Source organism: Luteolibacter yonseiensis (assembly GCF_016595465.1).
Lineage (GTDB): Bacteria > Verrucomicrobiota > Verrucomicrobiia > Verrucomicrobiales > Akkermansiaceae > Luteolibacter > Luteolibacter yonseiensis.
Window position 1 is genome coordinate 426,695 of record NZ_JAENIK010000004.1, and the last position, 13,778, is coordinate 440,472.

Annotated in this window: 6 protein-coding genes; 4 read left to right on the forward strand and 2 right to left on the reverse strand. The window is 62.4% G+C overall.

The window, feature by feature from the left end:
* Nucleotides 1-15: 15 nt before the first annotated feature.
* The gene (locus JIN84_RS03390; protein WP_200349598.1) at nt 16-3,561 is read right to left on the reverse strand and encodes a LamG-like jellyroll fold domain-containing protein; all 3,546 of its coding nucleotides are present in this window, start codon (nt 3,559-3,561) and stop codon (nt 16-18) included.
* A gap of 665 nt (nt 3,562-4,226) precedes the next feature.
* On the opposite strand from JIN84_RS03390, the gene JIN84_RS03395 reads away from it, so the two are divergent.
* The 4 genes from JIN84_RS03395 to JIN84_RS03410 all read left to right on the forward strand — a co-directional run bounded on the left by JIN84_RS03395 (nt 4,227) and on the right by JIN84_RS03410 (nt 10,797).
* The gene (locus tag JIN84_RS03395; protein WP_200349599.1) at nt 4,227-5,600 is read left to right on the forward strand and encodes an arylsulfatase B; all 1,374 of its coding nucleotides are present in this window, start codon (nt 4,227-4,229) and stop codon (nt 5,598-5,600) included.
* Nucleotides 5,601-5,611: 11 nt separating this feature from the next.
* Nucleotides 5,612-7,012, forward strand: coding sequence for a sulfatase (locus JIN84_RS03400; protein WP_200349600.1), 1,401 nt, complete (start codon nt 5,612-5,614; stop codon nt 7,010-7,012).
* Nucleotides 7,013-7,057: 45 nt separating this feature from the next.
* Nucleotides 7,058-9,127 carry an arylsulfatase gene (locus JIN84_RS03405; RefSeq protein WP_200349601.1) on the forward strand — a complete coding sequence of 690 codons (2,070 nt, stop codon included), beginning with the start codon at nt 7,058-7,060 and terminating at the stop codon, nt 9,125-9,127.
* Between the two features lie 116 nt (nt 9,128-9,243).
* Complete coding sequence (locus tag JIN84_RS03410) at nt 9,244-10,797, forward strand: sulfatase family protein (protein ID WP_200349602.1); 1,554 nt, start codon at nt 9,244-9,246, stop codon at nt 10,795-10,797.
* On the opposite strand, the gene JIN84_RS03415 is transcribed toward JIN84_RS03410, so the two are convergent.
* The gene (locus JIN84_RS03415; RefSeq protein ID WP_200349603.1) at nt 10,751-13,717 is read right to left on the reverse strand and encodes a glycoside hydrolase domain-containing protein; all 2,967 of its coding nucleotides are present in this window, start codon (nt 13,715-13,717) and stop codon (nt 10,751-10,753) included. The genes JIN84_RS03410 and JIN84_RS03415 overlap by 47 nt on opposite strands.
* Nucleotides 13,718-13,778: the final 61 nt, after the last annotated feature.

The following is a 13,778-nucleotide window of genomic DNA, read 5'->3' on the forward strand; positions in this document are numbered from 1 at the left end:
CCGTGGCCGGGCGGTTCAAGGCGTGGTCTGCACCCGGAAGAATTCTTTTGGTTTTCCGGGATCGATCGTGACGGTCGCCGTGCCCAATCCCGCGCCATCCGTCACGACGGTGCCGTGGTTCACCGGGAAGGTGAGCAGGTCGGTGCTGCCACGGACGTAGTAGGTCGTGTTCGCCGCGCCGGAGAAGTTCAGGATGATGTCCCCTCCGTTCCGCGACCAGGAGACGAGCTGTGGCGTGGCCGAGGCCGGTGCGTTCACGGTGATCGTCACACTCGTTGTCACGCTTCCTCCCGTGCCGGTGACGGTGATGTTATAGGTCGTCGTGACGGTCGGGTTCACGGTGAAGGTCGCTTTTCCATCGACGATCAGGACGTTGCCGACGGAGGGATCGACGCTCACGGAAGTGGCGTCCGCACCGAGGCGCAGGCTGATCTCGGAAGACTCGCCCGAATTGATCGTGCTTGCGGAAACCGTGGTCGAGATGATGCCCGTGGACTCGCTCCACCAGGCGTTCCGGTGCGCGACGATGCGCGAGGTATCGATGGTCACCGGTGCATCCGGATCGACATTCGGCACCTCGTCCAGGACAGTGTCATACACGGCGATCTCGTCGATCTGGCCCTTCCAGAAATTCCCCGTCAGGGTCTTGTGGACGCCGATGGTCCATGCGCCGTTGGACGCTTCCAACAGCAGGTTCGGGTCGAACTCGGAACCATCGGGATTCTTTCCGTCCTTCGAGGTTCCGGCATACTCGCCATCGACATACCAGCGGATCTCATTGGTGATCGCGTTCGCCACGATGACGAGGTGCGCCCATTCGCGGGCCGGGACCTTCGTGTCCGCATCCTTCCTGACACCCGCGCCCAGCACCGAACGGATCGTGCCGCTTTCGTCCACGGAAATGATCAGGCGTCCCGTGCCGTTAAGGTCCTGCTGGGCGACGATGGCCCTGTTGGCGGAACCGCCGGCGACGGGCTCGGCGCGGACGATCGCCTCGATGGTGAAGCCGGTGTCGACCTCGCCCAGGCTCAGGATGCGATCGGCGATCACTCCCTGCGCGCCATCGAAGGTGGCGGCTCCGTCGACGAATCCGGTGGCACCGGAGCTCACGGAGGTGGTCAGCGGAGTTCCGTTGTGCGGTGCGGCATTCTCCGCGGAGTCCACGATGAGGTTCGATCCCGACTGCTCGTTGAACCGGAACCAGGCGACCGGATTGTCAAGACGCACTTGTCCTGAAAAGGCGGTTTCCTCTGCGGCGGCGCCCGCGGTCCTGGTGACCTCATCGATCGAGTTTTCCGCTTTCAACGTGACATTCGCCCCCTCGGCGGTGGACACGTCCACGAAGCCGGTCAGCGCGCCGCTGTTGGGAATTTCCGTTCCGTTGGAATCCAGCGTGATCGTCGTCGGCGTTGGGAAAGCGCCTGGGGAGACGCGCCAGTGGAGACGCACCTGGCCGGTGCCGGGCAGGGTGGTCTTTTCAAATCCGAGGATGACCGGCGCGGTCAGCTGCTGGTAGGTCACCGTGAAATCCTGGGTGTAGGTGCCGCCGGTACCGGTGGCGGTGGCGCGATAGGTCTTCGTGGCGGTGGGGAACACGGAATACGTCCCGACGCCGTCGTGCAGTTCGACATTCACGCCATCGATCGAAAGCTGGTTCACATCCGCGCCGGCGCGCACCGTCAGAACCACTTCACCGCCGGTGGTGACCGTTGGGGACGATCCTTTGAACGAAATGATCCCGGAGGTTTTCGCATACCAGGAGCTGTGGTGTCCCGCCACGGTGGAATCCGCCACGTCACCATCACCATTCGGATCATCCAGCAATTTCGGATAGATCGCGACATCGTCGATGTCACCCTTCCAGAATTCTGATGAAAGCGATTTGCCGGAACCGATGACCCAGTTGCCATTGGAGGTTTCCAGAATGAAATCCTTGGTGAATGACGAGCCGTCCGGGTTCACCCCGTCGAGCGAGGAACCGATTTTCACACCATCCAGATACCAGCGGATTTCCGCGGTGCCGGGGGTGCCGGTGAGGCCGGCGTCCACCACGAGGACCAGGTGGGCCCAGCGGTCGGTGTCGAGTTTTTCATCCGCCTCCTTGCGTTCCGCAGGCACGTTCGGCGCGCCTTCCGCCGTCGGGGTCGCAACGCCGACCTGGCTGTAGATGGTGCCGTTTTCCGAAATGCCGAGGATGGCGCGGCCCACGCCGTTCACATCCGTTTGCGAGACAAGGACATGGTTGCCGGAAGCTCCCGTACGGCGGCGCACCACGGTTTCGACCGAAAATCCCTTGCGCAGGTCCGGCGCGGCCAGCGTGCCGATGTTCAGGATCGGGTTGCTGGTCACCGCGCTGCCGCCTTCGAAGGCGCCGGTGCCGTCGATGAAGCTCGTGCCGCCCGTCACCGGAGATCCGAGCAACGACCCGTCATGCGGTGCGGCGCTTTCCGAGGAATCCGTCAGCAGCGTGGAGCCGGCGAATTCATTGAAGCGGAACCAGGCGGTTGGAGAATCCCCGCGCACCGTCGCCGTGAACGAGTTGTCCGCTTCCACGGCGGAAGTGACGCTTACCGAGCCCGTATTGTTGGCCGCGACGAGCTTGAAGCCGTCGACACCGGCCGGAATGTCCGCGAATCCGATCAACCCTGAAGGCGTGTAAACCGTCGATTCGTCGGCGGCGTTCTTGACGACCAGCGTGGTGGGATTCGCCAGGCCTCCTTCCGACACATTCCAGTGCAGGCGGACCTTGTTGCTGGAGGGAAGCTTGGTCACATGGAAACCTTTCACCACCGGAGCGGTGAGCTTCAGCGGCGTGACGTCGTATGCGTTCCAGAACAGCGCGCGGGTGACGGTGCCTTGCAGGTTCTGCGTGTCGTCCACATCGAACGGCGGTCCGAAGGCGCTGGAGGCGTTGTTTCCTGACAAGCCGCCAAGGTTCGCCCTGCCGAGAGTCTTGACCGAAAGCGTGTCATTTCCCGACCAGTTTCCCGGCGTGCCGGAGATTGCGAAGGAGTTCAGCAACGCGGAACCACCTTCTTCTGCAACCTTCAGCTCGAGCGTGCCGGCGTGGTTCCACGAGACGGAAACGGAATAGGCGGTGTTCGCCAGCAGTTTCCCGGAAGAGCTCTGCACCGCGATGGTGTTCAGCGTGGTGTCGTTCAACCCCGTGGGCAGGGCAGCGTCCGACGCGCCCTGTTTTCCCACGAAGGACGGCACACCGTTGATCAGATAGAGGCCAGAGCCGTTTGAAGTGGCTCCGACCTCGATCAGCAGCCGCGTGCCGTTGAGATCCGCGGCGGTGGGAACGAATTCAATATTGAAGGTGAATCCCTTCACATGCTCCGCGGTGTCGAGTACGGGGATCTTCGAGAGGTGGCCGGCGACATCCGCCGGGCCGCTGCCGCCATCGTTGACCACACCCACCACATTGCTGTCGTAAAGAAGGGAGAGGTCGGCAGGGGTGAGGTTGACCAGGATCTCAGCCTCTGAGTCCGCCGTGCCGAGGAACGGCAGCGCCGTCGCCAAGGTCAGGACATTGAAAAAATTTCGGGGAGCATGCATGAAAGTTAAATAATTTGGTATGATTTACAGAGCCAGAACCGCCGGAGGGTGGTGATGTGGGGGCAGGAACCCGGTGGATCGCTTCCTGCTTTCTGAAATCCCGTGAATCGGGTCTTTCCTTCTCGCGCTTGTGAAAAAGCCGAGGTTGCGGACTTGCCAGGATGGCTGCCTCGTAAGGCTCAACATCTGGCAAGCGGCGACGACCCCACCGCGCCTTAACTTGGCGTAGGCAGTGCCGACGGGCTAATCTTGCCTGAAAAAAGCAGGATAGTCAAGTATGCGAATGAGAAAATTTTATTTGTTTTATTTCGCTTATTATAAGTAACTTAAATCATGGACGATAGCGTCAAATTCAAGAAAAATAGGAATAAATCGCAATTACATTATCAATTTACCTGTTTTTATAATGTATTTAATTGACCTACCAATTGGTTCGCTTAAGCTGCGCTCGCAGCGCGGCGCGGCACTATCGCTCCACGATATCAACGCGAATCACGCACCGCTCCACGGGACCTCCCGGAGCACACCGCGTCATTCGGGCGCAAGACGGAGAAAGACCAGTCCACTGGATACCGCCGTCTGGTTTTCCCACACCCTTGAATCTCCGAGGGCAACTTCTTCCGCCATCAGGTGGTTTAAGACCGTCCCTTTCCACCATCCCTTTTATGAAATTCCGAATCCTCGTATCGTTCCTGTTCTCGCTTCCGCTGTTCGCGGAGCCGGTGAAACCCAACATCATCTATCTGCTCGCCGACGACCTCGGCGGCAACGACGTCGGCTGGCGGAACCCTGAAATCAAGACCGCCAACCTCGACAAACTCGCCAACAGCGGCGCAAAACTCGACCAATACTACGTGCAGCCCGTCTGCTCCCCCACCCGCGGGGCGCTGATGACGGGGAGATACCCTTTCCGCTATGGGTTCCAAACCGGCGTCGTCCGCCCGTGGGCGCAATACGGCCTGCCCCTTGAAGAACAGATCCTGCCACAGGGACTCAAGAAGGCGGGATATGAAACGGCCATCACCGGCAAGTGGCATCTCGGCCATTTCAAACCTCCCTACCTGCCGACCAACCGTGGCTTCGACCACCAGTACGGCCACTACAACGGCGCGCTCGATTACTTCACCCATGTGCGCGACGACGGGTTCGACTGGCACAAGGACGACAAGGAAAACCATGACGAGGGATACTCCACCGAGCTCGTCGGCAAGGAGGCCGCCCGCCTCGTCCGCGAACGCGACAAATCCAAGCCGCTGTTCCTCTACGTCCCCTTCAACGGCGTCCACAGTCCTCATCAGGTGCCGGACCGCTATCTGACCCTTTACCCGAATCTGACGGGCAACCGGAAAATCTACGCTGCGATGATCACCGCGCTCGATGACGCCGTGGGCGAGATCGTCAAGGCCATCGACGACGAGAAGCTGCGCGAAAACACGCTCATCATTTTCTCCAGCGACAACGGTGGCCCGAATCCGAAGAAACTCTCGGACAACGGCCGGCTCCGCGCGGGCAAGGGCAGCGTCTATGACGGCGGCGTGAAAGTGGCAGCGTTCGCCACGTGGCCGGCGAAAATCAAGGCTGGCAGCTCGATCTCCACACCGCTCCATGTCGCGGATTGGTATCCCACCCTGCTGAAGCTCACGGGATCCGGCAACGAACAGAAACTCCCCGTCGATGGCCGCGACATCCTGCCCGTCCTGACCGAAGGCGGCACCATCGCGGACCGGGAGATCCTCATCAACACCAACCCGAAAGGAGGTGCCATCCGCATCGGCGATTGGAAACTCGTCGTCAACGGCGGCGCGCGCATCGCCGAGGACGAAGCCGGGAAAGCGGAAGGTAAAGCGGGCGACACCAAGATCGAGCTCTTCAATCTCGCCACCGACGTTTCGGAAAAGACCGACGTTTCCGCCGCGAATCCTGACAAGGTAAAGCAGCTCCGGGAACGCTACGATGCTCTCGCCGCCCAAGCCGTCGCCCCGAAGAGCGAGGCCAAGCCCGCCGGATTCAAATCCCCCGCCGTCTGGGGACAATTCTGACCTTCTCTCCCATGAAATTCCTTTCTCCGCTCATCCTTCTTGTCAGCGCGGCGGCCGCGTTCGCCCAAACCGAAAAGAAGCCGAACATCCTCGTCATCGCCGCGGACGACCTGAACCACTGGGTCTCCTACACCGGCCGCAATCCGCAGACGGTCACCCCGAACATCGACAAGCTTTCCGCACGCGGCGTCAGTTTCACCAACAGCCACTGCGCCGCCCCCGTCTGCAACGCGTCCCGCGCCTCCCTGCTCTCCGGCCTGCGTCCGAACCAGACGGGCGTGTATGGAAATGGCGACGACTGGCGCAAGGTCGTCGCCCCGGAACTGTCCCTCATCAGCACGTTCCGCAAGGCGGGCTACGTCACGCTCGGCTCGGGAAAACTCTACCACGGCGGATTCGACCGGACTTCGGAATGGGATGATTACCTGAAGGACGAAGGCCCGCTCGGCCCGCAGCCGGATGGCGACAAGGGCGTGGGTGGCATCCGTTTCGGCGTGATCAATGCCGACGACTCGGAACTGAGCGACCACCGCATCGTGGATTACGGCATCTCCCAGCTTGGGAAAAAACACGACAAGCCGTTTCTCCTGACCGTGGGCCTCCACAAGCCGCACATGCCGTGGTTCGTGCCGAAGAAGTATTTCGACCTGCATCCGCTCGACAGCATCAAGCTGCCACCGGTTCAGGAGAATGATCTGTCCGACATCCCGCCTGCCGGAGTCGCCATCGCCCAGCCCAACGGCGATCACAAAAAAATACTGGATTCCGGCCGCTGGAAGGAAGCCATCCAGGCCTACCTCGCCGCGGTTTCCTATGCGGATGCGGAGATCGGCAGGCTGCTGGACGCCCTGGCATCTTCGGAACACGCGGACGACACCATCGTCGTGCTCTTCGGCGACCACGGCTGGCACTTCGGCGAGAAGGAACACTGGCGGAAGTTCTCCCTCTGGGAGGAAGCGACCCGCGCGCCGCTCATCTGGGTCGCGCCGGGTGTGTCCAAGGCGGGCACGATCAGCAAGCGGCCCGTCGATTTCATGAACATCTACCCCACCCTCACCGATCTCGCCGGCATCCCCACCCCGGCACACGTGAAGGCCGGAAGCCTGCGGCCCCTGCTCGCGAACCCCGAAGCCGAATGGTCCGGCCACGCTCTCACGACCTGGTTGAAGGGCAACCACTCCATCCGCACCGGCCAATGGCGCTACACCCGCTATGCGGACGGTTCTGAGGAACTCTACGATGAGGAGAAAGATCCCTACGAATGGAAAAACCTCGCGAAGAACAGCGAGTTCGACTCCGTAAAGGCAGGATTCCAAAAACTCCTGCCAACCGAGGACAAACCCGGTCTCGGCAAGCCCGGCAGTGGCAAGGGCGGCGGCGGAAAACGCAAGCAGAACGAGGACGCGGACTGACCGCGCGACACCCCATTCACACCCACATCATCTTTTTCCATCTTCATGAAAACCATCCATCTTCTCGCGGGCACCCTGCTCGCCACCCTCAGCCCGCTTTTCGCCCAAACGGAAAAACCGAACATCGTCGTCCTTCTCGTGGATGACATGGGTTGGTCGGACCTCGGTTGTTACGGCAGCGAACTGAAAACCCCGAACATCGACCAGCTCGCGAAGGACGGCCTGCGCTTCACGCAGTTCTACAATGGCGCGCGCTGCTGCCCCACCCGGGCCTCGCTGCTGACGGGACTCTACGCCCACCAGGCGGGCGTCGGCCACATGACGGAAGAACGCAAGGACGAATCCGGGAAAACCTACCCGGGCTACAGCGGCCGCCTGAACGACACCTCCGTGACCATCCCTGAAGTGCTCGGCGAAGCGGGATACTTCACCGCGATGACCGGGAAATGGCACGTCGGACAGAACCACGGCGTGACGCCGGACCAGCGCGGGTTCCAGCGCACGCTCACCGCGGCCGCAGGCGGATTCTTTTTCCCCGAGGCGAAGAACGCCCGGCTCTTCTACAACGGCAAGGACATCGGCAGCAACGGCGAGCCCCTGCCCAAGGACTGGTATTCCAGCGACCTGTGGACGTCCTTCGGCCTGAAATTCATCGACGAGGCCATCGCCGCCAAAAAGCCGTTTTTCCTCTACACCGGTCACAACGCGCCGCATTTCCCGCTGCAGGCCCCCGCCGAGGACATCGCCCGCTGGCGCGGAAAATTCAAGAAAGGCTGGGACAAGCTCCGCGAGGAGCGCTACCAACGCCAGATCGCCGCAGGCCTCGTCGATAAAAGCTGGCCGCTCTCGCCACGTCCTGCGGAAGTGCCCGCCTGGGATAGCCTCACCCCCGAGCAACAGGACCGCTACGACCACCTGATGGCCGTCTACGCCGCCGTGCTGGAACGCATGGACCGCGCCGTCGGCGATCTCGTGAACGGCCTCAAGCAGCGCGGCCAGCTCGACAACACGCTCATCCTCTTCCTCAGCGACAACGGCGGCAATGCGGAGGCCGGCGTGCAAGGCCGGTCCGACGGCAGGAACCTCGGCGATGTGGATTCCACCGTCTTCATCGGCCAGTGCTGGGCCACGCTGAACAACACGCCGTTCACCCGCTACAAGCACTACACCGACGAAGGCGGCATCTCGACACCGCTCATCGCCCACTGGCCGAAGGGCATCGCCGCCCACCAACGCGGCGCGCTTGAAAAACAGCCCGGTCACATCATCGACATCCTCGCCACTTGTGTTGACGTGGCCGGTGCCGCCTACCCGGAAACATTCAAGGGCAAGGCCATCACCCCGCGCGCCGGCATCAGCCTGCAACCCGCGTTCAAGCACGAGAAACTCGCCCGCACCCAACCGCTTTTCTGGGAACACGAAGGCAACCGCGCCGTCCGCTACGGAGACCTGAAACTCGTCGCCCTCGAAAACCAACCCTGGCGTCTCTACGACCTCGCCACCGACCGCAGCGAGCAGAACGACCTCGCGTCCTCGCGGCCAGAGGTCGTGAAATCCCTTTCCGAAAAATGGCAGGGCTGGGCCTCTGCATCGAACGTCCTGCCCCTCGGCGCATGGCGTGGTAAAAACAACGGCCAGGATGCGAAACCGAACAAGAACACCCGCTTCACCCTCAAGAACGGCGAGAAACTCCAGCGCAGCGCCGCTCCGGACGTCGCCAACCGCAGCCTGGACCTCACCGCGAAGTTCACCGCCACCGGTGAGGATGGTGTCATCATCTCCCAAGGCGGGGCGAATCTCGGCTACTCGCTCTCGATCAACAAAGGCAAACTCACGTTTTTCCTCCGCAGTCCGGGAAACATCAGCAGCGTTTCCCTGGACGAACCCGTCGGCGGAACGGTGACGGCCGTCGCGTCCCTGAAGGCGGATGGCACGACCACCCTCTCCGTCGGTGAAAAACAAGCCTCCGGCAAACGGGCGGGTCTCATTTCCGCCACACCGAAGGACGGCCTGGTAGTGGGTGGCGACGATGCCGCACCGGTCGGCCCTTACGAAAAAGCCGTTCCGTTCAAGGGGGAGATCGAATCGGTGGAACTGGTGCTGGGGGCGAGATGAGAGTGCGGCAGGATGACAACAGGCGGGACAAGACCGCAGGCCGGAGAGGCCTGCGGACATTCCGCAGCAAGATCCATCTCTCCGGAGCCGTTGTCCTGCCCTTCACACTTCCGACCATGAAATTCCTCCGGATCTCCACCCTCCTCCTCTTCTGCCTGGGATCGGCGGCGGCGGCTCCTCCGAACATCGTCTTCATTTTTTCGGATGACCACGCCTACCAGGCCATCAGCGCCTACAACGACCCGAAGAAACTCATCGAGACACCCAACATCGACCGCATCGGCAGGGAGGGCATGCGGTTCGACCGGTGCCTCGTCACCAACTCCATCTGCGGCCCCAGCCGCGCCTGTGTGCTCACCGGGAAATACAGCCATCTAAACGGTTTCCCGAACAACACGAACTCCCGGTTCGATCCTTCGCAGACCACGTTTCCCAAGCTTCTCCAGGCGTCCGGCTACCAGACGGCGCTCGTTGGAAAATGGCACCTTGAAAGCGCCCCCACCGGTTTCGATTTCTGGCAGATCCTGCCCGGGCAGGGTGTTTATTACAACCCGCCGATGATCCGCATGGGCAAGCGCGTCCCGCTTTCCGGCTACGTCACGGATCTCATCACCGACGAATCCCTGCGCTGGCTCAAGGACCGGGACCGCACGAAACCCTTCCTCCTCATGTGCCAGCACAAGGCACCCCACCGCGAATGGGAACCCGCCCTGCGCCACCTGGATCACGACGCCGGCCGGGTCTACCCTGAGCCCCCCACCCTCTTTGATGACTACAAGGGCCGCGGCGCCGCCGTGCGCGACCAGGACATGACCCTGGCGAAAACGCTGACGGACCGGGACACCAAGCTCATCCCTCCCGCCCGGCTCACACCGGAACAGAAAAAGCCGTGGGATGACTACTACGGACCTCGTAACGAGACATTCCGCAAAAACCCTCCCGTGGGGGACGATCTGGTCCGTTGGAAATACCAACGCTACATGCACGACTACCTCGGCTGCGTCCGTGGCGTCGATGAAAGCGTGGGCCGTGTGTTGAAATACCTCGACGACGAGGGCCTCGCCGGAAACACCATCGTCATCTATGCCAGCGACCAGGGATTCTTCCTCGGCGAGCACGGCTGGTTCGACAAGCGCTGGATCTTCGAGGAATCCCTCCGCACGCCGCTGCTCGTGCGGTGGCCCGGCCATGCCAAGCCGGGTGGCAGCAGCGGTGCCATCGTCTCGAATGTCGATTTCGCCGAAACGCTGCTGGACGCCGCCGGAATACCGGTCCCGGCGGACATGCAGGGCCGCAGCCTCCTGCCCCTGCTCGGCGGAAACACCCCCGCCGACTGGCGGAAGAGCTTCTACTACCAGTACTACGAATTTCCCACGCCCCATCACGTCCGTCCGCACTACGGCATCGTCACGGACCGCTACAAACTCATCCGCTATGAAGGCGCACCGGCTCCCTATTGGGAGATGTTCGATCTCTCAAGCGATCCTCGGGAACTGCTGAGCGTCTTTGACAATCCTGCCTATGCGGCCACCCGCGAGGAACTCACCCGCGACCTGCAAAAGCTCAGGTCGGACCTGCGGGTTCCCGAGACAACCCCACCCTTGTGGTACGGCAACACCCCGCTCAACGATCGACCGCCGGAAGCTGGACAGCCTTCTCCTCCGCGGTGACGGAGCCGCCGATGATGCCGCATCGGATCACTTCGATCGAATCCACGGCACCCGCGTGAAAGCCGACGTGGTCGAAGCTGAAAGTGGCCGGGGCCGGATCCGAACCGGTGAGCTGTGTGAAAAGGACGTTGTCGGATTCCCGGATGAGCGCAGCGTGATAGTCGAGCCCTCCGGCGGCGGTGCGTGCCAAGGTGAGGATCAGGCGATACGTGTCATCCTTGAACGCAGGCACGGGCAGGGTGGAGGATCCCAGCGGAGTCGCCCCTGCCAGGGAGTGATACGCCGCCGCATCACCATCATTCCTTCTCCAGATCGACGGACCTGCGGAGGCATCCGTTCCGCCGCCTGCCGAATAGCCCGCCCAACCCGTGATCCCGTTCCCACCGTTTGAGTGGAAAAGCCCCCATGAGAACGGCGGAGAAGAGGCGGTCCCGCCGGTGGCGAGGCCGCTGAATTTCACCGCCGCCGCCAGGGTGACGGAAGCCCCAGCACGATCAAGCGTCACGCGGGGAAAAGCGGAGTGGACCGCCGTCTTGTCCGCGCCACCCCATGCCGGAGAATCGGTGGACGGACCGGAAATCGACGGCGAGCCAAGCGAAGCAACCCAAGGACCCTCGACCGGATGTCCGATGTGCCGTCGCGCCGGGGCGGCGAAGTCTCCCCCGGTCCCCCAGGTGGTGGGCTCCGGTCCCATGACGAAGGCCAGCTTCCTGCCACCGGTGATGTCCGAATGCCGGATCACGGGTGTGTCGAGCGGCTGGCCGTCCAGAGTGGCGGACCGCACGTAGATGTTCGCGCCACCCGCGTTTTCAGCGGTGATCGTGAAGGATTTCCCTCCGCCGACACCGAACTCGAGACGCGGCACGCGGGGGCCGTGCAGGTAGTAGGTTCCTTCGGTGGCCGCGGGAACGAATCCGGCGGTGAGGAAAAAATACAGCGATGCCATCGCGCCCGAATCTTCGTCACCGGGATAGCCATCGGCACCATAACGCCGGCGCACGTTGTCGGCCCAGAAGGCCGCGAGGTTCGGGCGGGACACGCGCGCCAGCAGCGGCACCGCCTGAAGGTTCACCTCGTTGCCGAAGTCGAGATAGCTGGTGTCATTCCGGCCGAACGCGAACTCCAGCCGCTGGATGAAACGGGCACGCCCGCCCATCAGCCCGATCATCGCGTCGCGGTCGAAGACATTGAAGGAATAGTTCCAGCACGTTCCCTGATAAAAATCCTTCATGTTCCCGGTGGGAGCGGTGGTGCTGAATTTCCCGTTCTTTGCCCGACCACGCACGAAGCCGGAAAAACCATCCCCCGCCAAGGATGCGTCCCACACGTTCCGCCAGTTCGCCGAGCGGGCCAGCAGCGCACGCGCCTCGGTGGTGTGGCCGAGGCCTGCGGCGACCTGTGCCGCACACCAGTCGCCATGCGCGAACGCCATCGTGGACGAGGCCGAGGACATCCGCGAGTCGTAGCCGTTCCTCCTGCCATCGGTTGAAACGTAACCCAGTTTGAGGTAGTCGGGCGTCCGGCGGCCCGCGTTGAATTTGAGAAGCGGCCAGATCTTCTCCCACTTGATGCCGGGGATGCGTTTCCCCCAGGCGTCGGCGATGATGCGGTCCACCTCGTCCCCACCCTGCCCGACCTGGAAGTCCTTGCCCATGATGAACGCCGTTTCCGCCCTGCCGTTCCGTTCATGACGCTCGCCGAATGAATTCACGATCGAGGCGACGGACTCCGGCTTGATGATGGCCAGCAGCGGATAGAGGGTCTGCCAGGTATCCCACGGCGTGTATTGGTCATCCCAGAACGAGGCGTCCGCCGGCCAGCCGGCAGGATCACCGGTGCGGTCGCGCGGTTGGATGAGACTGTGGAAAAGAGCGGTGTAGAGCCTGCGCGCCTCTTCCTTGGGGATGCCCGGCGTCCGCACCGCGGAAAGCACGTCGTTCCAACGGCTCTTTGCAACCGTTTCCAAACCGGCCAGGTCCCATGCGGGAATCTCCCTCTCGACATACTCCCTCGCCTTTTCCACCGATTGAAAGGAGACGCCGATTTTCATGCGCACCGTGCGGTTCGAGCGGGTGTCGAAACGCACCCACGAACCGATGCGCTGGCGGGTGGATGTCGTGGCGGCCAGGACGCCATCCGCAGGCGTGTCGTTGATCCACGTTCCACCGGCGGCTGGAGCGGTGTCCACCTTCGCGTAAAAATAGAGGTTGTAGGCGGCGGGGCTCCAGTTGCCATCGAAACCGCCTCCTCCCTTGATCGTTCCCTTCGCCAGATCCACCTCGACGGAGCCGTTGGTGAGTGCCGTCGGACCGTTCAATTTGCGGGCCACGTCGAAATAGAGGCGGGCATCGGACGAGGCCGGGAAATCGAACTGGTAGATCGCGCAATTCGCGGTCGGCACGATCGTGCAGTCGATGCCCGGCGTGGTGAGGCGGCCGCGATACGAATAGGGGCGGGCGACCACGTTGGCGACCGGGGAAGCATTGTCATCCTCCAGCGTGCCGGTGTTCGCGCCGATCCTCGGAGACACGAGAAAATTTCCATATGACATGGTGCTCGATCCCGCTCCCGTCGCATGGAGCTGGGAGAAGCCGACCACATCGCTGCCCGCCGCGAACCCGCCCGCCGCCGCGACAACGGTGTCCGGGCTGGGATAAAGCGACGACTGCGGAAGGCACGGACCCGGCACTGTCGAACCCGTACCAGCGCCCCCGGCCACGCCGATCATCGTGTCCACCACGTCGGCCAACGGAGTGTCGGAGGGAAGCACGGCGGAAGTATCGCGGGCGGAAATGCCTCCGTCGCGGTCCACGATGTCCGCGCTGCCCGTGACGGCACCGGTCATCAAAATTGCCGTGGTGAGAACCAGAACCGGACGGGGTGCCTTGCTTGTCATTCGCCGCATTTGGCAGACTTTCATCCGGAAAATCAACTGATGTGTTGGATTCCGGCCGGTGAAACCTGATGATTTGGCAAAGGCG

Coding starts and splice junctions, on each gene's coding strand:
- JIN84_RS03390 (WP_200349598.1), bottom strand. CDS start 3,561: ATGCATGCTCCCCGAAATTTTTTCAATGTCCTGACCTTGGCGACGGCG.
- JIN84_RS03395 (WP_200349599.1), top strand. CDS start 4,227: ATGAAATTCCGAATCCTCGTATCGTTCCTGTTCTCGCTTCCGCTGTTC.
- JIN84_RS03405 (WP_200349601.1), top strand. CDS start 7,058: ATGAAAACCATCCATCTTCTCGCGGGCACCCTGCTCGCCACCCTCAGC.
- JIN84_RS03410 (WP_200349602.1), top strand. CDS start 9,244: ATGAAATTCCTCCGGATCTCCACCCTCCTCCTCTTCTGCCTGGGATCG.
- JIN84_RS03415 (WP_200349603.1), bottom strand. CDS start 13,717: ATGAAAGTCTGCCAAATGCGGCGAATGACAAGCAAGGCACCCCGTCCG.
- JIN84_RS03400 (WP_200349600.1), top strand. CDS start 5,612: ATGAAATTCCTTTCTCCGCTCATCCTTCTTGTCAGCGCGGCGGCCGCG.